The sequence below is a fragment of the Cupriavidus sp. 8B genome (assembly GCF_054589115.1).
This window is the reverse complement of sequence record NZ_BAAILO010000299.1, coordinates 18,326-40,519: the sequence shown is the minus strand read 5'-3', so window position 1 is coordinate 40,519 and position 22,194 is coordinate 18,326. Positions and strand designations below refer to the sequence as shown.

The window sequence follows — 22,194 nt, the reverse complement described above, 5'->3', positions numbered from 1 at the left end:
CGGCGACGGCCGCCCTCCAGTCCTTTCTTATCGCACCGCCTCCGAAATCGTCCTGTGGCCGCGCCAGTTCAGCGGTGCCGCGCTCCCCCGGCGGGCCCTGCATGCAAGCCCGGCAGACCCTTACCAATAATTTCATCTAGCTGACGTGCATTGTATGCAGCGATCTACTCCTTGGCATCAGCGGGTAAACGCTTAGCTGACGCTCTGTGATCGATGTATTACCGTATAAAACGTTTAAAAATCAACATATTAGGATGACTTTCACGATGATTTATCAGGAACGGGTCCGCCGATTCGGGTATTGCCAATCATGACGTGTCTTGCGATTGCTGCATGCAGTAAATAGTATGCTGCATACAGAGACGCGATGAACGCCTCTCGCTGGCAACCCACCCAAGTAGGAGATTCCCCACCATGATGTCCAAGGAACAGAACGATTTCATCACTCGCGTCGGCGAGCAGACACCGGCCGGCAAGCTGTTGCGCCAGTACTGGCAACCGGTTGCATTGGTGGACGAGTTCGCTGGTGAGCGGCCGGTTCGTGCGGTGCGCCTGATGGGCCAGAACTTCGTCGTGTTCCGCGACGAGCAGGGGCGCTACGCGATGCTGGATCGCGATTGCCCTCACCGCGGCGCAGACCTGAGCTTCGGCCGCCTCGAAGACGGTGGCCTGCGCTGTCCCTTCCACGGCTGGTTGTTCGACGCCAGCGGCACATGCCTCCAGACGCCCGCGGAGCCGGCGGGGAGCAAGCTCTGCCAGCGCATCAAGCAGAAGGCCTATCCGGTCGTGGAGCGCAGCGGAATGCTGTTCGCCTTTATCGGCGAAGGCGAGCCGCCGGCGTTTCCGGCCTTTGACTGCTTCGTTGCTCCGGGCGAGTACACCTTCGCGTTCAAGGGCTTGCTCGAGTGCAACTGGCTGCAGGCGCTTGAGGTCGGCATCGATCCCGCGCATGCGTCGTTCCTGCACCGGTTCTTCGAAGACGAGGATGTTTCCGAGAGCTATGGCAGGCAGTTCCGGGGCGCATCCGCCGACTCGGCAATGCCAATCACGAAGGTTCTTCGCGAGTTCGAGTGCCCCGAAATCAGCATCGCCACGACAGACTACGGCATGCGGCTGATGGCCCTGCGCGAACTCGGCGGCGAACAGCGCCACGTGCGCGTGACCAATGTGGTGTTCCCTCAAGCGTTCATCATCCCCATGAGCGCGGAGATGACGATTGCGCAGTGGCACGTGCCCATCGACGACACTAGCTGCTACTGGTATGCCATCTTCACGAGCTTCACAAAGCCGGTGAACAAGCAGCAGATGCGCGATCAGCGCCTGGCGCTCTATGAGCTGCCGGACTACCGCCCGCGCCAGAACAAGCACAACGACTACGGCTTCAATCCCTACGAGCAGCGCAACGAAACCTACACTGGCATGGGCAGTGACATCAACGTCCATGACCAATGGGCGGTCGAGTCACAGGGCGCAATCCAGGACCGAACCCGCGAGCACCTCGGCACCACCGACAAGGGGATCATTGCGTTTCGCAAGCAACTGGTCGAAGCCATCGAGGCAAACCAGCGCGGTGAAAAGACGCTGATGATGATCGATGCCGCGCAGGCCAGTGCGCTCAGCGGACCGCCTTCGATCGACGGTGTCAGTGACGGCCTCGGCGCCGATGAGTACTGGCGTGGCGCGGATGCGATGCGTCGCGAGGAATCGGAATGGGCTTCGCAACGCAAGTAATCCGCGCGCGCACAAGACAAATCACTGACAACCGAGGAGGCAAGTCCGTGTCGCAGACGCGGACCGCCCGACCCATATGGCATTTGTAGAAGACTTCGGCCTTTGGACCGACACCCACGCCCGCGCAGCCAACGACGTGATTCGTCGGCTCGCCAGCGGAGATATCGATGTTGTTCGATTCTCCTTCCCGGACCAGCACGGCATCCTGAGGGGCAAGACGCTGGTCGCGTCCGAGGCACAGAAGGCCCTGAAAAGCGGCATCAACGTGACCACGACGCTGTTCGCAAAGGACACTTCGCATCGCACTGTGTTCCCCGTGTTCTCTTCGGGCGGCGGATTCAATATCCCTGGCATGCAAGGCGGCGCGGACGTGACGCTGGTGCCGGACCCGCTTACGTTCAAGGTGCTGCCCTGGGCGCCGAATACGGGATGGATTCTCTGCGACCCGCACTTCCATGACGGAACGCCGCTGCCCTTTGCCACGCGCCCCATTCTGCGGCGCGCCGAAGAGCAATTGGCAAAGGCTGGTTACGAACTGATCACGGGGCTGGAAGTCGAGTTTCACGTGTTCCGCTTGCTGCGCGAGCACATGACTCCGGATGATGCTGGCCAGCCGGGCGAGCCGCCCGACGTTGAACTGCTCTCCCACGGCTATCAGTTCCTCACGGAGTTGCGATATGACGCGACGGAGGAGGTGATCGAGCTGATCCGCCGCAACGTCCAGCAGCTCGGCCTGCCCGTGCGTTCGCTCGAAATCGAGTTCGGTCCGAGTCAGTTCGAATTTACCTTCGCGCCGGCAACGCCGGTGGAAACTGCGGACTGCATGGTGCTGTTCCGGAGTGCAGTCAAGCAGGTTTGCAAGCGCCATGGCTACCATGCAACGTTTATGTGCAGACCCAAGATCCGCAATGTGGTCTCCAGCGGATGGCACCTGCATCAGTCACTGAAGCGGCGGGAAGACGGTGCGAACGCTTTCATGCCCGCCGGCGCGGCTGACGAGCTTTCCGCTGTAGGGAAGCACTATCTCGGCGGGCTCCTCAGCCACGCATGCGCGGCGACGGCGTTCTCGACGCCGACCATCAACGGGTACAAGCGCTATCGGGCGTACTCGCTCGCGCCCGATCGTGCGATCTGGGCGCGAGACAATCGCGGGGCCATGTTGCGCGTGCTTGGTGGCCCGGGAGACCAGGCAACGCGAATCGAGAACCGCGTCGGGGAGCCTGCCGCGAATCCCTATCTCTACCTTGCTTCGCAAGCCATCTCCGGGCTGGATGGCATTCAAAGGCAACTGGACCCGGGACCTTCCGCCGACTCTCCCTACGAGACACCGGCGCCCAACCTTCCGCGCACCCTGGAAGAAGCGATTGGCTGTCTGCGTGAGAACGAAACCCTGCGCAACGGCATGGGTTCCGACTTCATCGACTATTTCTGTCACATCAAGGAAGCAGAGATCGCACGGTTCAATCTCGAGGTAAGTGATTGGGAGCAACGCGAGTACTTCGACATATTCTGATGCTAGCGTAGGGAGAATGCCATGCCAACGATCACCTATATTCTGAAGGACGGCAGCCGCAAGGCCGTCGCCGCGCCAAACGGCAAGTCGCTGATGGAGGTTGCCATCGCCAACAACATTCGCGGCATTGATGCCGAGTGTGGGGGTTGCTGTTCCTGCGCAACCTGTCATGTCTATGTCGATGAAGAATGGAGCGGCCGGCTGCCCGACGCCGACCAGATGGAGGACGAGCTCCTCGACGGCGTATCCGCGCAGCGCAGGCCAGAGAGCCGCCTGAGCTGCCAGATCACCGTGAGCGATGCACTGGACGGCCTGGTCGTCCGCGTACCGACAACGCAAGGATAAACCATGGCACATCTTGTCATCGTAGGCGCCTCCTATGCGGGGACGCAGCTTGCCCTTGCCGCTCGCGAACTCGGCTTCGATGGTGAGGTCACCATGGTTGGCGAGGAGCCGCACGCCCCGTACCAGAGACCTCCGCTGTCAAAAGGCTTCCTGAGCAACAAGATCGACGCTTCGAGCCTGCCCTTGCAGTCGCAAGCACGCTTCGATGAAGAGCGAATCGTCCTTAAGGCGGGTGTCTCCGCGCAAGCCATCGACCGCACGCACCGCGAACTATCGCTTTCAGATGGCGAGCGAATCCGCTATGACCATCTTGCGCTGACCACGGGCGCACGCTGCCGGCAACTGCAGTGCGACGGCGCAAGGCTTGCGCAAGTCCACTACCTGCGCAATCTGGCGGACGCCTGCGCCATCAAGGCAAGCGCAGGGGTTTCCCGGCGTGCGGTTGTTGTCGGCGGAGGCTTTATTGGCCTGGAGGTAGCGGCTTGCCTGTGCGCGCTCGGGCTGGAAGTCACCGTGGTGGAAATGCAGGGCCGGCTGCTCGAGCGGGCGGTGCCCCCACTGGTATCAACGTTTCTCCTGGGCGTACACGAGGCGCGGGGCGTGACTTTCAGGATGGGCAGTCAGATTGCCAGGATCTGCGGAGCAGACGCCGTAACGGGCATCGAGCTTGAGACAGGCGAGCATCTTGCTGCGGATATGGTGGTGGCCGGACTAGGTGTCGTGCCCAATGTCGAACTGGCATCCGGCTGTGGACTTGCGGTCGACAACGGCATTGTTGTGAACAGCTTTGGACGCACCAGCGATGCGTCCATCGTGGCGGCGGGTGATTGTGCGTCCTACCCCAATCCGTGGGCGGATGACACGGGAAAATGTGTCAGGGTGGAGTCCATTCAAAGCGCAAATGATCTCGCAAAGGCGGCGGCAGCCACGATCGCTGGCGTGCCGGCTCCGTACGACGCGGTTCCCTGGTTCTGGTCTGATCAGTATGCCTACAAACTGCAAATGGCCGGCTTCTCTCGCGGCCATGATACGACCGTGGTACGCGGAAGCCCGGATGAGGGGCGGTTCACGGCGCTCTACCTGCGAGACGGCCGCCTCATCGGCGCCGACTCTGTCAACCGTCCGCAGGACCATATGGCGGTGCGCCGTTTGCTGGCAGCTCGTATCCATCCAGGGGAGGGCGTTCTGGCGGACGAGACGGTGGCGTTGAAATCCCTGCTTCCCGTCTAGGGCACGCCCCTATCTGCCTGCGCTGCCGGCTGTTTGTATGGTGGACCCGGGTGTACCATATCGACGTTGCATGCAGCATTGCCTGAATGGTATCCAAGCAGGCGGTGATGTGGCGTTATGTCAGAGGTTGAAATGGAATCGCATCAAACACGGGTCCTCGTGCAGCTTCGCGACCTGATCCTAAAAGGAGAGTTTGAACCAGGGGCGCGCCTGGCCGAGATTCCCCTTGCGGAAAAGCTGGGGGTTTCTCGCACACCTGTGCGCCTTGCATTGGGGGCGCTCGAGCAAGAAGGTCTCATCGAGCCGGCGCCGAACAGCGGATACATGATGCGGCGCTTCACCCCTCGTGAAATCCAGGATTCCATCGCCGTGCGCGGTCATCTGGAAGGCATGGCGGCCAGACTAGTAGCCGAGCATGGCCTGTCGCGCCAGCTGGCGCTGGACTTGCGAGACTGCCTGCGCGAGGGTGACCGGGTCCTCACCAAGGCCACGCTCGATTACGACGACTATGTTGCCTACAGCAATATGAACGACCGTTTCCACGCGCTGGTCGTCGAGGGCAGCGGAAACAGCGCCCTGGCGCGCGCGATCGAACTCAATAACCGTCTGCCATTTGCGGCGGCAAGTGCGATGCTGCCAATGCAATCGGCGCTCGATGAAGGCCACCAATGGCTTGTCTATGCGCACCGTCAGCACCACGGTTTGTTTGACGCGATGGAGCGGGGCGAGGGCACCCGTGCACAGGCGCTGGCTACCGAGCACGTCAATGTCGCGCGCCTCAATCTCGAGGGTGCCCTTGACCGGCCAGAGCAGGCATCGCAGGTCATGCCTGCGATGAAGTTGTTCGTCAGCGCCGCCTAGCGCGGCGAGCACCAGGCGGCCAAATCGGGCGGCGAGCATCGCGCACAATCAGGCGGGTCGGCGAGGAGCTGGCCCTTTTTTTTGGTGTGCCAGGCATGGCGCGTTGCGCGAACGAAACGAAACTCGCTGGGGCGGTATGCCCAGTAGGCGGGAGCCGCCGTATAACCGTACGTACGGTGGTGTGGGAGGACGGCGGGGGCGACCCCGCCTCCTACCCGATCCCCGTCTTCGTCCTGGATCGCACCATGCGATAGCCCGAGAAAATCAGACCTCGCTACATACAAAACTACGCCGAACCGCATCGCTAAGCTGGAGATTGCAGGGGAGTTCACCCGCGGTTCCGATGCGTTGACTTGCGTGCGGCCATCCAGGCTGCGGCAGAAGCCGGCGATAGCCCGCGGTAGTCCCCTGATGCCTTCCCGGCAAATGCTGCTAGGAAACCCATGCGAGAGGGGCACGGACGTCCAGGCGCCGCACGCCTCCTATCCGGAGACTACGTTCATGACATCCCACCAATCTTCCGCCGGAGCGACATCGTCGCTGCACTCCGGCACGCCAACCGCCGATGCCACCACGGTCGACGTCCAGGCATTCATCGACGACCATCGATTTTCCGGCTTCCAGTGGATCGTGCTCGCCTTGTGCTTTCTCATCCTTGCCGCGGACGGATTCGACACCGCAGCCATCGGTTTCATCGCACCGGCCCTCGTCAAGCACTGGGGCGTCAGCAAGACGCTGTTGGGCCCGGTCATGAGCGCGGCGCTGTTCGGCCTGGCGGCAGGCGCGCTGGTCGCGGGGCCGCTCGCGGACAGGTTCGGCAGAAGAATTGTCCTTGTTGTGTCCATCCTCTGGTTTGGCGGATGGAGCTTGGCGGCGGCTTTTTCCCCCTCCCTTGATGCCCTGACCATCATGCGCTTCCTCACCGGCGTCGGCCTGGGCGCCGCCATGCCAAACGCTGTCACGCTGATGTCGGAATATGCGCCGGCCTCTCGCCGTGGGCTGGCGGTCAACACCATGTTTTGCGGCTTTACGCTCGGGGCGTCCGCCGGCGGCTTTGTCGCAGCCTGGCTGATTCCGGCATATGGATGGACCTCGGTGTTACTGGTCGGAGGCGTGGCGCCGCTTCTGCTTGCCGTGCTGCTAGTGGCTCTGCTGCCCGAGTCGGCACGCTTCATGGTTGCGCGCCAATACCCCGGTGAGAAGGTTGCCAAAGTGCTGGACCGCATCGCCCCCGGAACGCTGACTGGCGCCGAGACCTTCGTGGTGAAGGAGTACGGCGCCACTGTTCAAGGCTCGCCGCTCAGGCAGATCCTGTCGCGTCCCATTGCTGCCAGTTCACTCATGCTCTGGCTCACGTACTTCATGGGGTTACTGGTCTTCTATCTGCTTACCAGCTGGCTGCCAACGCTGATCACCGACGCCGGCTTCAACATCGGAAGCGCCGCGGTTGTCACTGCACTCTTTCCGCTTGGGGGGTGCTTTGGGACCGTGGTGACCGGCTGGCTGATGGACCGTTCGAGTCCTTATCGCGTTGTAGCTCTCGCATACGGACTCGCCGGCCTGCTTATCTTCGCGGTCGGCTATGGCTCGGGCGACCTCATCCTGCTTGGCTTCCTGGTGTTCGGGGCCGGCATCTGCATGAACGGCGCGCAGTCTTCGATGCCGACCCTCGCCGCGGGCTTCTACCCGACGAACTGCCGTGCCACTGGGGTGGCGTGGATGCTCGGAATTGGCCGCTTCGGCGGCATCACCGGTGCGCTCCTCGGCGCACAACTGGTGGGTTTTGGCTGGAGCTTCACCACCATCTTCGGGCTACTGGCGCTACCTGCGCTGGCGGCGGCACTTGCCTTGCTGGGGGCCGGCATGCGTAGTCGTACGCGCTTCGCCGCCAATCCAGCACATACAAAATTGCCGTCCGCGAGCCACTGATCACCAAACAAAAGGAGGAACGCGATGACAAAAACAGGCTTCCCTCAATCCGGAGCGCGTGCGATGCAGCGCCGGTCCGTCCGGGCGATGCTCGGTTCGCTGGCGGTGGGCGCCTGCCTGGCAACACCGTTTGCGCTGGCAGGGGTGCCGCTGTATGCAGATACGATACTGATCAACGGGCACATCCTGACAGCCGACACGGCATTCGCCGCCGCGCAGGCGGTGGCCATCAAGGATGGCAAATTCCTCGCGGTGGGAACCACGCGTGCGGTGAACACCTATCGCGGCCCCGCGACACAGTTGATCGATCTGCACGGCAAGACGGTCGTGCCGGGGTTGATTGATACCTACGCCCACATGGAGCAGGCCGGGATCGCGCTCTACACCGTGCCGCTCTATCGCGCCACCAACGCGGCACAAGCGCTTGACCTGATCAAGGAGCAGGCCAGGCAAGCACAGCCCGGCGAGTGGGTGATCGGCAGCGGATGGCATCCGCCATCGCAGCTCAAGGAGAAGCGCTATCTCACCAGGCAGGAGCTGGATTCCGTTTCGCCGGAGAATCCCGTCTATCTGCCCACGGTCGGGCATGTCGTCATGGTCAACAGCGCGGCGCTCAAGCTGGCGGGCATTACCAGCAAGACGCCGAACCCGCGCGGCGGGGAGATCGAGCGGGGTCCGGATGGCGAGGCCACGGGCGTGCTGCAGGAGGCCGCAATCGGCCTGGTGAAGGACTTCGTGCCTCCGTGGCCCTTCGAGGTTCAGGTCACCCAGTTCCGCGAAGCCATGAAGATCTTCAACGCGGCCGGCCTCACCAGTGTCGTGGTGGGCGCGAGCAGCCCGGAAGACCTGCGCGTGTACGAAACTATCCATGCGCGTCACCAGGCCACGGTCCGCGCGGGAATCATGTTCATGCCCACTGGAGAAACGATTCCCTCGGTGTCCGTCGACGAGTGGGAGACGACGTTCCGTCGCATCGGGGTCAACTCAGGCTTTGGTGACGACTGGCTTCGCCTCGCGGCCATCAAACTCGCCATTGACGGTGGCATGACGCTGAAGACGGCGTTCATGCGGGAAGCCTACGCGGATGACTTGCACTATCACGGGATTCGCACCATGCAGCCCGAATTTCTCCGGCAGCTGGTGGCGACGTGCGCCAAGTACGGATGGCGTGTGGGCGTGCATGTGGTGGGCGATGCCGGCGTAGACACGGTGCTCGATGCCTACGAGTTCGCTAGCCAGCGCTACCCGATCGGCGATAAGCGCTTTATCCTGATTCATGGCAGTCGGATGCGGCCAGACCAGATGCAGCGTGCGCACAAGCTGGGCGTACGGGTGGATATGCAGAATGTCTTCATGTGGACCAAGGCGGAAACGGTAGCCCGCTTCCTCGGCAAGGAGGTTGCGGACCGCGCGGTTCCTACCCGCTCGCTGATCGATATCCTCGGCATCGAGAACGTCGGGGCCGGCACCGACTATTCAACCAACGTGATGAATCCCTTCATCAATATGTACGTGATGGTCACCCGCAAGGACATTAACGGCAACGTGTACGGCAAGGACCAGCGCGTGACGCGTGAGGAAGCGCTGCGCCTGTACACGTCATCGGCTGCCCGCTACACCTTCGAAGAAGGCAAGAAGGGTTCCATCGAGGCAGGAAAGCTCGCGGACCTGGTGGTGCTGTCGGATAATCTCATGACGGTGGCTGACGAGCGTATCAAGGACATCAAGCCGCTGCTGACTGTTGTTGGCGGGAAGACGGTGTTCGGAGACGCGAAGGCACTCTAAGGAAGTTTGAGGGGGCTGGCGGAGACGCGCTGATGGGCGCGCGTCCCCGCACTGCCTCTGATTGCCCATCTGAGCGTCGCACATGCCACTATCATTGCCGGCCTCACCAGAGCATGCCTCGTCCTCGTGAGTTCCCCGCCTAGCAATTTCTGTGTCCAGTCCGGCAAGAGCTGAATCGCCGCGCCGAGGAATATCGGCATCATGGCGCGCGCCAACGGCGTGGCGCCAGGCAGCTCGCCAAGCAAACGGATGGCCGCGTACATCTTCTCGCTCGCCTCGAGCTGGTCACTATGCGCGCGGATATACTCGTCAACGCTTGCCCGGGTTTCAGGCACATCCAAGGCGCCCAAGCGGCGCGCAATGCAGGCGGTCTCGGCAAAATAGCGATCCTGCTCGGTTGCGGGCAGGGCAGGATTCATATATCGCAAGTAGGCCGAAAGGAAGCTCGATGCTTCCGCAACATGCACCCATGTCAGCAGGCCAGGGTCCGTGGCGGAATAGGCGGCGCCGGATGGCGTGGTACCTCGGATTCTCTGGTGGATGCGGTTCACGTGGTCAATCAGCCCATCGGCATCCCGCCGACTGCCATACGTTGTGCCCGCGATGAACTGCGCGGTGCGCCCCAGGCGTCCCTGGATATCCTGCTGAAACACCGAGTACTCAAGGACGCCTGCCAGAGCCAGCGGATGGAGCGCCTGCAGGATCAACGCCCTAATCCCGCCGACCATCATCGTGGGGAAATCGTCATGGACACGCCAACAGACTGAGTCGGGTCCGAAGAGGCCCGGATCACCCGGTGGGGTAGCCAGGTCGATGGAGTAGCCGGAGGCGGCACGCGTGACGGACCAGACCTGTGCTTCGATGCGGCGTCGCAGCGCCTCGATGGAAGGAAACCACGCGACGGGAAGATGAATCATGAGCTTGAATCGTTGGTGACGCAGAACGCTGCACCGCGTCAACACAGATGTCGGTTTGGGGGATTGCATTCTATGTGTGGCACTGCGTTCGTGGTGTTGGAAAGGATGCACTCTTCAGGCAGAGGCGCCACGAGGCGCATGCCTGCAAAAATACGCGCGCATGTGACACAAAACGACAAGGGCCCACCGAACCTAGACTAGAAGCATGTACCAAGTCGTCTCCCCCCAGGCGTCTGGACATTCCCACAAATGCATGAGAGGCGACGAGACAGGAGACCGAATCGCCTCGAACACGATTGAAGGAGTGCAATACATGGATACGCGCGAACGGCTACGTATGGAGTCAATCAGGCTTTTGGCACAGGTCAAGGACCAGCCGCTAGGCCCTGAGCTGGAGGCTTGGCTCAACAAGACACATCCTCCAGGCAGCGAACTCTATGACAGCCTTGCATCGCTCATCATTGCCGGCGAGCGTGAAGGCTGGGCCTGCAACATTGAGATCACTGGCCCGACGTATCGGCGCAGCCCGGTGTTCGAGGCAAGTCCGCAGACGTATGGATTCAGCGTCAACAGCGTCTATATGGACAATCTGGTTGGTCAGTTTCACGCCCACCCGAACGGTGAAATCAATATGATTGTTCCGCTCAATCCTGGCGCCGAATTCTGCGGCCGGCCTGCTGGCTGGACCGCACCGGAGCCCATGAGTGAGCATTTCCCAGAAGTTCAAGGCGGGGCAGCCATCATGTTGTACTTTCTGCCAAACGGCGAGATTACTTACACGGGGCGATAGGTACCTTCGCATCTGGTCTGGGTAGCTCAGCAGGGGGGGCGCTACCGTTGCCGCGTTGAGGCGGCTCCTTCTTCGTCGTCATCGGCTGATGTTCCCATCTTTCCAATAGCCCGGCCAGGTCTGCCGATGTTGCCGGCCGTCTCATTTCGAATGAAGCAGCGTGCAAAGTGCCTTTGGCGACATCTTGCATGTGGATTCTTGTCCACCTGATCGATCGAGACGGCCTTGGGGCGACCGTAGGCATGGATGCGAAGCGCACGGTTGGCGTGATCTACTGCCGACACGGCTCGTGTTCGGTCAGTAGTGTTCCGTCGCTGCCGCGTTGCAGGTTGCGGGTGCGGGGTCCGCTGTCACCACGCCGTGACTGTCAGCAACCGGTCGTGCGCCGGCGCCGCCTGGCTGCCCAGGACGCAACAACAAACCGCCCAGCACACCCGCCGCCGCCGCGAAGATCGCACCGAACAGAAACGCCACGTGATAGCCGCTATTGAGCGCCGCCGTGGCGCTTTCGGAAGCCTGCATCGCGTCGCTGCGCGCGGCAGCGAGACTTGCGAGCACCGCGAGGCCGAGTGCGCCCCCCATCATCAGCGACGTATTGACGATACCGGACGCGAGGCCAGAATCGCTCGGATCGACGTCGCTCATGGCAGCCAGCAGCACGGCATTGAATGCGATGCCCGCGCCAAAGCCGAACAGGATCATGCCAGGCAGCACGTCGAGCACGAAGTTGCCGTTCACCGGTGCCCGTGCGAACAGCGCGAGGCCACACGCCGCGACGAGCAGCCCGAAGGCAAGCGGAAGGCGCAGACCGAAGCGCATCACCACGCGCGCCGACAGGCCCAGCGAAAAGAACGCCATGATCAGACTGGCCGGCAAAAACGCGAGCCCGACCTGCAAGGGCCGGTAGCCGAGCACGCGCTGCAGATACAAGGCGGAGATGAAGAACCACGCGAACATTGCCGCTGCCCAAAGTACGCCGACCACATTGGCAGTCGCGACGTTGCGCAAGCGGAACAGACCGAGCGGCATCAACGGATGCTGCACGCGCGCTTCGATCACGAGAAACACGGCCAACAGCGCCAGCGCGGCGAACAGCAGGCCCAGCGTCTGCGCCGAGGTCCAGCCCGCTTCATTGCCGTTCACGACAGCGTACACGGCGAGCATCAGCGAAGCCGTCACCGTCACCGCGCCGGCCACGTCGAGCCGTTCGCCATGAGCATGGCCGCGTGCTGACGGCAAGAGCGCGACGCACAGCGCATAGACGGTGATGCCAATGGGCAGGTTGACGAGAAAGATCCAGTGCCAGCTCAGCAGGTTGGTCAGCAGACCGCCGAGCAATACGCCGATGGTGCCGCCCCCTGCGCAGACAAAGCCGTACACGCCCATCGCTTTGGCCCGTTCGCCGGTCTCGGTGAACAGATTCATGATCAGCGACAGCGAAACAGCGGAGACGACCGCGCCACCCAAACCCTGCACGGCACGCGCGCATACCAGCAGGATTTGCGAATTCGCCATGCCACATGCGAGCGACGCCAGCGTAAACAGCGTAATGCCGCCGAGGAACAGCTTGCGGTGGCCGTAAAGATCGCCCAGCCGGCCGCCCAGCAGCAAGAAGCCGCCAAAGGTCAGCATGTATGCGTTGACCACCCACACGAGCGAGGTTTCGGTAAAGCCCAGGTCCGCCCGGATGGACGGCAGTGCGACGTTCACGATGGTCGTGTCCAGCACGATCATCAGCACGCCCAGGCAGAGCACGATAAGGGCAAGCCAGCGTTTGCGTTCGTCGATGCCATGCGTCATGGAACTGCTCCGGTTGGATGCTGGCAGTTCAAGACTGCGCAGCGGAATCGAGATTGGCGAAGCCGGTTGCAAAAGCCTTGCCGCACACCGCGTTCGTATAGTCAATTGCGCGCCGCACGCGAGCGCATGAATCATTCGAGCATCGTCAGCTTGCCCGCGCGGTCTTCAGGGCTTTGGTCCACCACAGCAGCTCGTCGCTCGTAGAACGGCATCGGAAAGTCTTCGAGGTCGAGCAGGCGCGCGTCAACGCCTTCGCGCTTCTTCGCTTCTTCATATGGTCGGGAATCCAGCGCGCGGGTTTCTCGGAGAAGCGTCCCTGACGGACGCTACCAATGAAGACGGAAGTAACGGCCACGATGTGCTCTGGTTGAGTGGAATCGCATCGGTCTACGAAAAGGCGGATCAACGCACCACGCCCTTGGCGCGCAGTTCTCGACCGATGCGCGCGATTTCGCGTTCGCCCTCGATCAGCGCTGCGGGGCTGGTGTGCACCGAGTAGTAGCCAAGGTGGAGATCGTGCGGATGCGGGATTGCCGTACCGAGCACGAAGCGCGCATCGGTCACAGCTTCGAATTCGATCGCCGCATCGGACTGGTCAAATACGGCCAGTTCACCTTTGTCGACTGGATCGGGCGTGCACAGGCTACCGTCCATCACTGCGATCCAACCGACCCGGTAGTCCCGCGGCGGCTGGTAGGTCCAGCGCTGGCCGGCCTTGAGCTGCACAACGAAATAGTTGACTCCCGGAGGTGCATCAATCGGGCTGACCGCCTCGCCGCTACGGCCGAGCAGCACGCGCGCCGGGCCATCCGACGGGATTTCGTTTACCGAAAGATGTTGGCTGAACGCGGGAGCCAGTTCGCGCTCTGGCGGCAAGGCGACCCATAGCTGGAAGGCCTTGATCGGGGGCACGGCGAAGCCGGAATGCCAGACGCCACGCCCGGCGCTCAACCATTCGATGTCGCCCGCCACCATCGTTCCTTCGTGGCCGATGGATTCGACAAAGCGACCTTGCCCTTCCATCGCCAAGGTCAACGTAGCGATGCCCGAATGCGGATGCCAGCCGAAACCCTGTTGGCCAATCGCCTCTTGCGTATCGACGAGATCGAGAAATACAAACGGCTTAATCATCTTGCCGACGTCGGTGGGGCCGACCATGCGGACGACCGGACCGTGCGCGTAGCCGCGCGTGCGGAAGATTACGTTACGGCCGACACCGACGAGGGGGGGCGGAGTTTGGATGACGGCATGCATGGGGCGCTCTCCAGGTATTTGACTTGCCATAGATGTGGTGCCTGGTCAGATGTCTGTATCGGTTTGCGCGTAATTGAGGAAGTATCCCGTGAACACCGTCAGCCCCAAGAACGCGAATGCCTCAGTCAGGTGCTCATCGCTCCAGCCGGCTTGTTGAGCGGCCTTCCACGTGGCGTCGGTGACGTTTCCCGAATTGGCAGCGGCTTGCCTGACCACGCGGGTCAGCGCGTCGATCTTGGTGTCGCCCGTTGTTGTGCCTGTCCGCAGGGCGGCAATCTGTGCTTCGGTCCAACCGTTCATGCGGGCGAATCGACTGGCGATACCAATCATGTAGTCGTTCCCGACCGTGGCCGCAGTTGCGAGATTTAGCGCCCAACTCACCTTCGGATCTAAGGTGCCGTGCTCGGCGGTCACGGCGCGCAGCGATGTGTACGCCGCCAGCACCGCCGGAGAATGCGCCATCTGGGCATGCACGTTCAGGGGACGTCCCGTAGGGGAAGACTGGGCAATCTCTTGCAGAAGCGGGCGCGACGCATCGGGCGCGCCCTCGGCTGTGTGGGTAGGAATCCGGCTCATGGGTATTTTCCTTCGGAGAGATGTGTCTTCAGGCGGCGGCCGGAGTCGCGAAGTTCGCCTTGGCCCATGCGGCAAACTTCGTCGGCTGCTGGCCGGCGACTTGGTTGGCGAGCGCGATCGCGTCGCGCGAATCCGAGCCGAGATACGTGTGCGCTTCGAAGTAGGCGAGCATCGCCGCGACGCCCTCGGCGCCCGGGAACCAGCCAGCAAAAACCTCGCGTGGGACTCGCGTGAACGAGAACTCGTTTCCTTGACGATTCAGGGTGGCGATGATCTCGTTGAAGCTCAGGAAGTCGCCGACAAGCGGCAAATGTTCACCGTGCCCCGCGAGTCCCGGCTGCGCGAACGCACCAACCACCAAGCGGCCGAGTTCAGTGATATCGCCCATGTGGATGACCCGCCGCTCGGGATCAAGCGGCAGCGCCCAACCCGCGGTGCCATCCGCTTGTTTCTGCGGGGCCATTACGCCGAGCAGGTTTTGGTAGTAGAACGAAGCGATCACAAACGTGTGGTAGGCAAATCCAGCTTCGCTCACGATACGCTCGACCTTTGCCTTGGCCGTGAAATGCGGGACATTGATCTTGCCGTGGCTGATCGTCTCCACGTTTGGGAGCGTCGACCAGATGAAGTGCTGCACGCCGGCGTCTTTTGCCGCGTTGACGGCGGCGAGTGCCTGCTTGGGTTCGTCCGCACCTGCTTCCCAGGCATTGGTCACCAGGAAAACTCCGTGTGCGCCGGCAAACGCGGCTTTCAGCGTTTCCGGACGATTGAAATCCGCCAGAAGGACTTCGTCACCCAGCTTCGGATGCTTGGCCGGATTGCGCGTCAACGCGCGCACTTTGAATTGACCGCTCGCCTGCAGCGCGCGCAAAACCGCGCCGCCTTGCTGACCGGTTGCGCCGACGACGGCGATGAGCTTCTGGGTGTTCGACATGGTTGTTCTCCAGTGCGTATTTTGTTGGGGCGGTGCTATCTCATGCAGCGAGCGCGGCGGTCTCTTTCTTCGCCGAGTCGATGGCCCCACTGCGTGCCTCCGGGCCCATCGCCACACCTTTCGCGCGAACGAAGGTGATATCGGTGATGCCCAGAAAGCTGAAGGCCGCCTTCAGATAGGTTTCCTGATGATCGAAGAAGGCTGCGGGCGAGCCTTCGCTGTAAATGCCGCCGCGCGACGAGGCGATGAACAGCTTCTTGCCGCCGCACAGTCCGACCGGGCCGTGCTCCCCGTAGCGGAACGTCTTCCCGGCGACAGAGATGCGGTCGATCCAGGCCTTCAGTTGAGAGGGCACGCCAAGGTTGTACATCGGCGCGCCGACGACCACGATGTTGGCTGCCAGGAACTCCTCGAGCGCGACCTGGCCCATGGCAACGTCGGACTTCAATGCATCGTCGACCGGAGCGCCTTGCGCGGCCGCGAGGTGTGCTGCCGTCAGATGGCCGATCGGTGTGGCGGCAAGGTCGAGACGAGTGACCGCAAGGTCGGGATGGCGGCCCCGGAAGGTCGCGACTACATCCGCTGACAGATCACGGCTGACGGAGCCTTGCCCGAGGATGCTGGAATCTACGTGTAGCAGCTGCTTCATGAGACTTATCTCCGAACGGGCTTACTGCTTGAGCGCTTCGGCCGATATGAGCAGCTTGGTCTTCATATCTGCCTTTGGTGGCTGTACGGCAGTCCGGCGATGGTCATGCCGAAGCGCAGCAGGTCGCAGATCGAGCAGCCGCGCATCGACGTCGCGCTGCTCGAGGTGCCGAAGAGTCCACCGCGCCAGCACGACGAGCGTCGCGCCGGGGCGCTTCTCGCGCGGGCCTTGCACCACATCGCTGGCGAGGCGGGTGGAATGCGAGCCGCTTCCGCTTGCGTCGGAACGGGCGCCCGAGTTGATTTGCGGGATGTTCATGGTTACTCCAATGTGGCGTTGACATTGATGTTTTGGAGTCTATAAACTTCAACAGCGCAACGATAGATGGCGAAATGCACTCCTGCGTTGCGCCAGTGGAACGCTGGAAAATAGGCTGCCTACCATGATCGACCTCGACGCCAACGATCTCCTGCTATTCGCTCGCGTTGCCGAAGTCGGCAGCTTCAGCCGCGCAGCCGAGCGCGTGCGCCTACCCAAATCCACCGTTTCAAGGCGCATAGCAGCGCTGGAGAAACGCCTGGGCGAGCGACTCGTCAACCGCAGTTCGCGCAAGCTCACCATTACCGATTTCGGCGTCCACGTTCTCGAACACGCTCGTGGCGTGGCAGCGGAGGTCGATGGCGCGCTCGCTTTGGCGCAACATCGCCAGGTCAAGCCGAGCGGGCGCCTGCGGGTCTCACTGCTGCCCGATCTGGCAGCGAGCGCACTGTCGGAAATGCTGGCCAATTTCGTGCGCGAGCATCCCGCCATCGTGCTCGACATGGACTTGTCATCCCGGCGGGTGGATCTGATTGGCGAGAACTTCGACCTCGCGCTTCGCGCAGGAGACTCGCTCGAAGACAGCGACCTTAGCGCGCGCAAGCTTGCCGAGGCCACAGTGGGGTTGTATGCCTCGCCGGCCTACTTGACGAGCGTGGATACGCCGCAAGCGCCTGATGATCTGCTCGATCTGCATGGCTTGCTGCAGCTGACGCGCACGGGGGAAGCGCGCGGATGGACCCTCGAGCGTGGTGTGGGTGAAGAGAAAGAGCGCTGGAGCGGAACGCCCCGGCAATACACATTGGCCAACTCCATCACCGTGCTGTTGCGCATGGCGCAGGCGGGTTTCGGCGTCGTAAGCGTGCCGGACTTCTACGCGCGTGAGGCTGTGCAACGCGGTCTGCTGACACGCGTACTGCCTCAATGGAACATGCCTGCCGGACGGATCTGGGCGGTGTTTCCGGGACGTCGGCTCATGCCCGCTCGAACTCGGGCATTTCTAGATGCGTTGGTTACTGCTTTAGGGGATGGCTCCGAAGCTCAAGAAAAGGGATGATGCTGCGGATGTGAGTTTTTCCACCTGATGCCTATCAGTGAGCATCTAACCAGGCCGCTATCCGGTCCCCACCGCATTCGCTGCAAATCAAGACGCAGCGAAGTGACGCGACACGCAAGCTACGGAGGCACGTTCGGCTGCCGTACCGATCATGCGCGCGCTGGGCATGTACCTGGATCGTTACAGGGCTAGGCGACCGGCCAGTTTTGCCTTCCTGCAGTGAATATCAGGGGCTATCACCGCACTAGGTACGGCGAATAACTTGCGCCTGCGGAGAAGGGTGGTGTCCGGCCCCATCGGCCGACAACGTGTGCATTTCGAAGCGCCGCCAGCCACTCGCCTGGAAGCTGAAACAAGCCGATTTCTTGACTGGGTCAATGGTGCATCGAACGATCCACCTCTGCTCAAGGCGGGCCTCGGCCATTTGTGGCTCGTCACCGTGCATCCGTTTGACGACGGCAATGGCCGTATAGCCCGTGCGATCGGCGACCTGCTGCTGGCGCGCGCCGATGGCAGCCCGCAGCGTTTCTACAGTTTGTCAGCGCAGATCCAGCGGGAGCGCCAGGCCTACTACGATATCCTGGAGCGGACCCAGAAGCGGTCGATGGATGTCACCGAGTGGCTGGCCTGGTTCCTCGATACGCTGCATTGCGCGGTCGATCAGGCGCAGGAGACCCTTGATGCTGTGCTGGTCAAGATGCGGTTCTGGCAGCGCTGGGCGACCACGTCACTGAACGAGCGGCAAGCGAAACTGCTCAACCGACTGCTCGATGGCTTCGAAGGCAAGCTCACCAGTTCCAAGTGGGCGGCGATTGCCAAATGCTCTCCAGACACCGCGCTGCGCGATATCACTGATCTGCTCGCACAAGGCGTATTGCGGAAATCGGATGCAGGTGGGCGCAGCACCAGTTATGAGTTGAACGACCTATCCGAATAGGCACGCCTGCGGGAAATGACTTGGCTCGTGGGTGGAACAGCGCCTTCATGGACTTTTGCCAACTCATGCGACGTCACAGCGGCTCAACCAGCCGCCTGTTGCTGTTGCGGCAGTATTCTGCACAGGCCGCGCGTGCCGAGTTGGCGGCGCCGTGCACGAATAGCGGCGCGTCGGCGCGCCGCGACATCGACACCACGATGGACGGAGGCGCGGGCTGCAGCGGTAACTCCACGACTTCGCCGCTCTCGATCAGCTTGTCGACGAACAGGCGCGGAATAGCGGCCACGCCGAAACCGTCGCGCACGAGCTGCACGATCACGGCAATCGACGGCGACCCGGTAATTCGGGTTTCCGAAAGTGGCACACCGTTGGCTCCCGCGAGTTTGGCCACGATGTCCTCTAGCGCGCGATGCGGCGCGGTCCCTCGACCGAACGTCAGGATGGGATGCTGCAGCACCTGTCTGGCGAGCCCGCCGCGCGCGTGCGACAGCAAGCCTGCGCGCGCTACCCAGTGCACGGGATAGTTGGCAAGTGCATTGCACACCACGTTGCTTTCGTCACTGCCTTCGACGCGAATGATGAGATCGAGCTCGTCGGCAATCAGCCTGCGCTGGAGCACCACGCTCACATCAGCGGTCAGTTCGACTTCCAGCTGGGGGTAGTCTGCGGCGAGCCGTCGCATATAGTTCGGCAACCAACTGTGCACCACGGTCTCGATCACACCCAGGCGCAGGCGCCCGCGGATCTTGCTGTCGCCCGAGGCGGCGGCCTGCAGCCGCCGTGCGGCCTCGACCACTCCCTTGGCGTATCCGAGCAGGTACTCGCCATTGGGTGTCAGGCGAAATTCGCGACTCTCCCGATCGACCAGCGCGGTTTGCAGCTCATCTTCCAGTGCCTTTATCCGTTGGGAAATGGCAGCAGGCGTCGCGTGCAGCGCGGCTGCTGTTGCGCGAAAGCTGTGCAATTTGGCCAGCGTGACAAAGGTTTCGAGGAATCGCGTATTCATCAGGCGGTGGAGCGGATCGCTGCAGAAGGCGTCAAATTGCTGCGGATATCCCGGCAATTAGCGTTCGTCCCGCTTTGGCACCAGCTCGGTGCGGGTAGGGGAAAACCCGCAAAATTGTTAAGAAATTCTATACGGAGGTGCCAACAAAAAGTCGTTGGCGATAAAAAATTTTACTCTCTATCGTTCAAGACATACACGACAACGTCATAACGACATGAGAACGCAGATGCCCGAGGACCTGATGCCTTTCGACTTTCGCCAGGCCGTGCGCAGCGGCCAGTTCCGTGGCCCAACCGCAGGCTATTGCGGCGACTACGCCCAGGCCAACCTGGCCATCCTGCCGTCGGCGCACGCCAGCGATTTCCTGCGCTTTTGCCAGGCCAATCCGAAGCCGTGTCCATTGTTGGGCGTTGGTGAGCCGGGACAATGGCATGTGCCGGTACTCGGGCGCGAGGTGGATATTCGCAACGACGTGCCTGCGTATAACGTCTATCGCGACGGGCGGCTCGCCGAAGAAACCGAATCGCTGGCCGACCTGTGGCAGAACGACTTCGTGGTGTTCGCCATCGGCTGCTCGTTCTCGTTCGAACAGATGCTGGCGAAGGAGGGCATTGCGTTGCGCCACGTCGAGGAAGGCCGCAACGTGCCGATGTACCGCACCAGGATCGCGAACCGGCGCGCGGGCGTTTTCGGTGGCGAGCTGGTGGTATCGATGCGGCCCATGCGCGGTGCCGATGCGATTCGCGCCGTGCAGATCACCAGCCGTTTCCCTGCCGTCCATGGTGCGCCAATTCACATCGGCGACCCGGCCGAACTGGGGATCGAAGACCTGGCCAGGCCCGAGTTCGGGGATCCCGTCACGATCAAGCCGGGCGAGTTGCCGGTCTACTGGGCCTGTGGCGTCACGCCCCAGACCGCGATCATGGCCGCCAGGTTGCCGCTGGCGGTCGCGCACAAGCCCGGCCACATGCTGGTGACCGATATCAAGAACGCCTCGCTTGCCGTGTTTTAGGCCGCCGGAGCAACGCGGGCCGTTTTCCCTTAGCAAGGCCGGACGCCGCAGACGACCGGCGGTTACCGAAAGATCCGCGCGAGGCGGAAGGCCGTACTCATCCATCAAGGGGGGGCCGGTCCCGGTACTCGTGCGAAATACCGTTCACCCTACGCGCCTAGGAGCGTTTCATGGACAACAACACCCCCGCGGCGGCGGCTGCCGCCAATCCCGCAACGGTTTCCTCCCTGGCACCAGCCGCGCCCCTCGACGCCGGCGGCAGCCTGTTCTCCTGGTACGGCGATGCGTCGCCCCGCGAGAAACGCGCCTTCTGGAGCTGCAAGGTCGGCTACATGCTCGACGGCATGGATACGCAGATGCTCTCGTTCGTCATTCCGACGCTGATCGCTACCTGGGGTATCAGCCTGGCCGACGCCGGCTTCATCGGCACGCTCACATTGCTGGCTTCGGCACTGGGCGGCTGGGTTGCCGGCATCTTGTCGGACCGCATCGGCCGGGTGCGGACGCTGCAAATGACGGTGGTGTGGTTCGCAGTCTTTACCGGCTTGTGCGGACTGGCGCAGAACTACGAGCAACTGCTGGCCGCGCGTGCGCTCATGGGCTTCGGCTTCGGCGGTGAATGGACCGCCGGTGCCGTGCTGATCGGGGAGGTGATCCGGGCCAAGGATCGCGGCAAGGCTGTCGGCCTGGTGCAGTCGGGCTGGGCGATTGGCTGGGGGTTGACGGCCATCCTGTATTCCGTGCTGTTCTCGGTCATGCCCGCTGAACTGGCGTGGCGCGCGCTGTTCCTCATCGGCCTGCTCCCGGCGCTGCTGGTGGTGGTCATCCGCCGCTACGTGAAGGAGCCTGACGTCTACGAAAAAGAGAAGGCGGCGCAAGGCAAGGCGAGCGATCGTCCCCGTTTCACGGAGATCTTCAGCCCGAAGCTGCTGTCGACGACGGTGCGCGCGGCGCTGTTGGCGACTGGCGCACAAGGCGGGTACTACGCGATCACGACCTGGCTGCCGACGTACCTGAAGACCGAACGTCACCTGACTGTGATGGGGACGGGGGGCTACCTGGCCATGATCATCTTCGGCTCGTGGATCGGCTACCTCGTCAGTTCCTATCTGACCGACAGGCTTGGCCGCAAGCCGAACTTCATTCTCTTCGCGGTGGGCTCGATGACGGTTGCCTTTGGCTACACGATGCTGCCGTTGAGCAACAGTGCCATGTTCTGGCTCGGCTTTCCGCTCGGCTTCTTCGCCTCGGGCATTTTCAGCGGCATGGGCGCGTTCCTGACCGAACTGTTCCCGACGCGGGTGCGTGGTTCCGGCCAGGGCTTTTGCTACAACTTCGGCCGGGCTGTCGGCGCACTTTTTCCCTTCCTGATCGGCGCGCTGTCCAAGCAATATGGTCTCGGCGCCAGCATCGGCATCTTCGCCGCGGCGGCCTATGGCGTGCTGATCATTGCCGCGCTGACGCTGCCGGAAACCCGTGGCCGCGAGCTCGAAGCCGCCGGCATGTAAGTCCCCGGCAGCTGGCGCCATGGCGCCGGCCGCCACCTCGAC

At 62.3% G+C, this 22,194-nt stretch carries 19 protein-coding genes and 1 pseudogene; 12 read left to right on the top strand and 8 right to left on the bottom strand.

What is annotated here, in order from left to right; all coding sequences use genetic code 11:
- The first annotated feature begins 414 nt into the window (after nucleotides 1-414).
- The 7 genes from ACYP5B_RS29675 to ACYP5B_RS29645 all read left to right on the top strand — a co-directional run bounded on the left by ACYP5B_RS29675 (nucleotide 415) and on the right by ACYP5B_RS29645 (nucleotide 9,394).
- Nucleotides 415-1,731 carry an aromatic ring-hydroxylating dioxygenase subunit alpha gene (locus tag ACYP5B_RS29675; protein WP_459572035.1) on the top strand — a complete coding sequence of 439 codons (1,317 nt, stop codon included), beginning with the start codon at nucleotides 415-417 and terminating at the stop codon, nucleotides 1,729-1,731.
- Between the two features lie 76 nt (nucleotides 1,732-1,807).
- Nucleotides 1,808-3,244 carry a glutamine synthetase family protein gene (locus ACYP5B_RS29670; RefSeq protein WP_400094632.1) on the top strand — a complete coding sequence of 479 codons (1,437 nt, stop codon included), beginning with the start codon at nucleotides 1,808-1,810 and terminating at the stop codon, nucleotides 3,242-3,244.
- Between the two features lie 21 nt (nucleotides 3,245-3,265).
- Nucleotides 3,266-3,589, top strand: coding sequence for a 2Fe-2S iron-sulfur cluster-binding protein (locus tag ACYP5B_RS29665; protein ID WP_459572034.1), 324 nt, complete (start codon nucleotides 3,266-3,268; stop codon nucleotides 3,587-3,589).
- A gap of 3 nt (nucleotides 3,590-3,592) precedes the next feature.
- On the top strand, nucleotides 3,593-4,819 hold the full coding sequence (locus ACYP5B_RS29660; protein WP_459572033.1) for an NAD(P)/FAD-dependent oxidoreductase: 1,227 nt from the start codon (nucleotides 3,593-3,595) through the stop codon (nucleotides 4,817-4,819).
- A 132-nt stretch (nucleotides 4,820-4,951) separates the two neighbouring features.
- Nucleotides 4,952-5,680, top strand: a complete 729-nt coding sequence (locus ACYP5B_RS29655) for a GntR family transcriptional regulator (protein ID WP_400094636.1) — start codon at nucleotides 4,952-4,954, stop codon at nucleotides 5,678-5,680.
- 501 nt (nucleotides 5,681-6,181) lie between these two features.
- Nucleotides 6,182-7,609 (top strand): MFS transporter, encoded by a 1,428-nt coding sequence (locus tag ACYP5B_RS29650; RefSeq protein ID WP_459572032.1) that lies wholly within the window; start codon nucleotides 6,182-6,184, stop codon nucleotides 7,607-7,609.
- 63 nt (nucleotides 7,610-7,672) lie between these two features.
- Nucleotides 7,673-9,394 carry an amidohydrolase gene (locus ACYP5B_RS29645; protein WP_459572031.1) on the top strand — a complete coding sequence of 574 codons (1,722 nt, stop codon included), beginning with the start codon at nucleotides 7,673-7,675 and terminating at the stop codon, nucleotides 9,392-9,394.
- Here ACYP5B_RS29645 and ACYP5B_RS29640 read toward each other — a convergent pair.
- On the bottom strand, nucleotides 9,391-10,311 hold the full coding sequence (locus tag ACYP5B_RS29640) for an oxygenase MpaB family protein (RefSeq protein WP_459572030.1): 921 nt from the start codon (nucleotides 10,309-10,311) through the stop codon (nucleotides 9,391-9,393). The two genes, ACYP5B_RS29645 and ACYP5B_RS29640, sit on opposite strands and share 4 nt — an antisense overlap.
- Before the next feature lie 313 nt (nucleotides 10,312-10,624).
- On the opposite strand from ACYP5B_RS29640, the gene ACYP5B_RS29635 reads away from it, so the two are divergent.
- Entirely contained in the window at nucleotides 10,625-11,101 is a 477-nt protein-coding gene (locus ACYP5B_RS29635; RefSeq protein ID WP_459572029.1) for a 4-hydroxylaminobenzoate lyase, read from the top strand.
- Nucleotides 11,102-11,398: 297 nt separating this feature from the next.
- Here ACYP5B_RS29635 and ACYP5B_RS29630 read toward each other — a convergent pair whose 3' ends face one another.
- From ACYP5B_RS29630 to ACYP5B_RS29605, 6 genes are all read right to left on the bottom strand, one after another.
- Nucleotides 11,399-12,901, bottom strand: a complete 1,503-nt coding sequence (locus ACYP5B_RS29630) for a DHA2 family efflux MFS transporter permease subunit (protein ID WP_459572028.1) — start codon at nucleotides 12,899-12,901, stop codon at nucleotides 11,399-11,401.
- A gap of 402 nt (nucleotides 12,902-13,303) precedes the next feature.
- Nucleotides 13,304-14,155, bottom strand: coding sequence for a pirin family protein (locus ACYP5B_RS29625; protein ID WP_459572027.1), 852 nt, complete (start codon nucleotides 14,153-14,155; stop codon nucleotides 13,304-13,306).
- 45 nt (nucleotides 14,156-14,200) lie between these two features.
- On the bottom strand, nucleotides 14,201-14,731 hold the full coding sequence (locus tag ACYP5B_RS29620; protein WP_400094643.1) for a carboxymuconolactone decarboxylase family protein: 531 nt from the start codon (nucleotides 14,729-14,731) through the stop codon (nucleotides 14,201-14,203).
- A 28-nt stretch (nucleotides 14,732-14,759) separates the two neighbouring features.
- Nucleotides 14,760-15,665 carry an NmrA/HSCARG family protein gene (locus tag ACYP5B_RS29615; RefSeq protein WP_459572026.1) on the bottom strand — a complete coding sequence of 302 codons (906 nt, stop codon included), beginning with the start codon at nucleotides 15,663-15,665 and terminating at the stop codon, nucleotides 14,760-14,762.
- Between the two features lie 40 nt (nucleotides 15,666-15,705).
- Nucleotides 15,706-16,314: an FMN-dependent NADH-azoreductase gene (locus tag ACYP5B_RS29610; RefSeq protein WP_459572025.1), complete on the bottom strand. Its 609-nt coding sequence runs from the start codon at nucleotides 16,312-16,314 to the stop codon at nucleotides 15,706-15,708.
- Between the two features lie 21 nt (nucleotides 16,315-16,335).
- Nucleotides 16,336-16,632, bottom strand: coding sequence for a hypothetical protein (locus ACYP5B_RS29605; RefSeq protein WP_400094649.1), 297 nt, complete (start codon nucleotides 16,630-16,632; stop codon nucleotides 16,336-16,338).
- Nucleotides 16,633-16,756: 124 nt separating this feature from the next.
- On the opposite strand from ACYP5B_RS29605, the gene ACYP5B_RS29600 reads away from it, so the two are divergent.
- Complete coding sequence (locus ACYP5B_RS29600; RefSeq protein ID WP_400094651.1) at nucleotides 16,757-17,689, top strand: LysR family transcriptional regulator; 933 nt, start codon at nucleotides 16,757-16,759, stop codon at nucleotides 17,687-17,689.
- 277 nt (nucleotides 17,690-17,966) lie between these two features.
- A pseudogene (locus tag ACYP5B_RS29595) lies at nucleotides 17,967-18,626 on the top strand (Fic family protein); the annotation flags it as partial.
- A 73-nt stretch (nucleotides 18,627-18,699) separates the two neighbouring features.
- Here ACYP5B_RS29595 and ACYP5B_RS29590 read toward each other — a convergent pair.
- Nucleotides 18,700-19,632 carry a LysR family transcriptional regulator gene (locus ACYP5B_RS29590; protein ID WP_318233769.1) on the bottom strand — a complete coding sequence of 311 codons (933 nt, stop codon included), beginning with the start codon at nucleotides 19,630-19,632 and terminating at the stop codon, nucleotides 18,700-18,702.
- 238 nt (nucleotides 19,633-19,870) lie between these two features.
- On the opposite strand from ACYP5B_RS29590, the gene ACYP5B_RS29585 reads away from it, so the two are divergent.
- Both ACYP5B_RS29585 and ACYP5B_RS29580 read left to right on the top strand, forming a co-directional pair.
- Nucleotides 19,871-20,644, top strand: a complete 774-nt coding sequence (locus ACYP5B_RS29585; protein ID WP_318233817.1) for a putative hydro-lyase — start codon at nucleotides 19,871-19,873, stop codon at nucleotides 20,642-20,644.
- A 170-nt stretch (nucleotides 20,645-20,814) separates the two neighbouring features.
- A complete protein-coding gene (locus tag ACYP5B_RS29580; protein ID WP_459572024.1) occupies nucleotides 20,815-22,152 on the top strand; it encodes an MFS transporter in 1,338 nt (445 codons plus the stop codon).
- The last annotated feature ends 42 nt before the right edge of the window (nucleotides 22,153-22,194 follow it).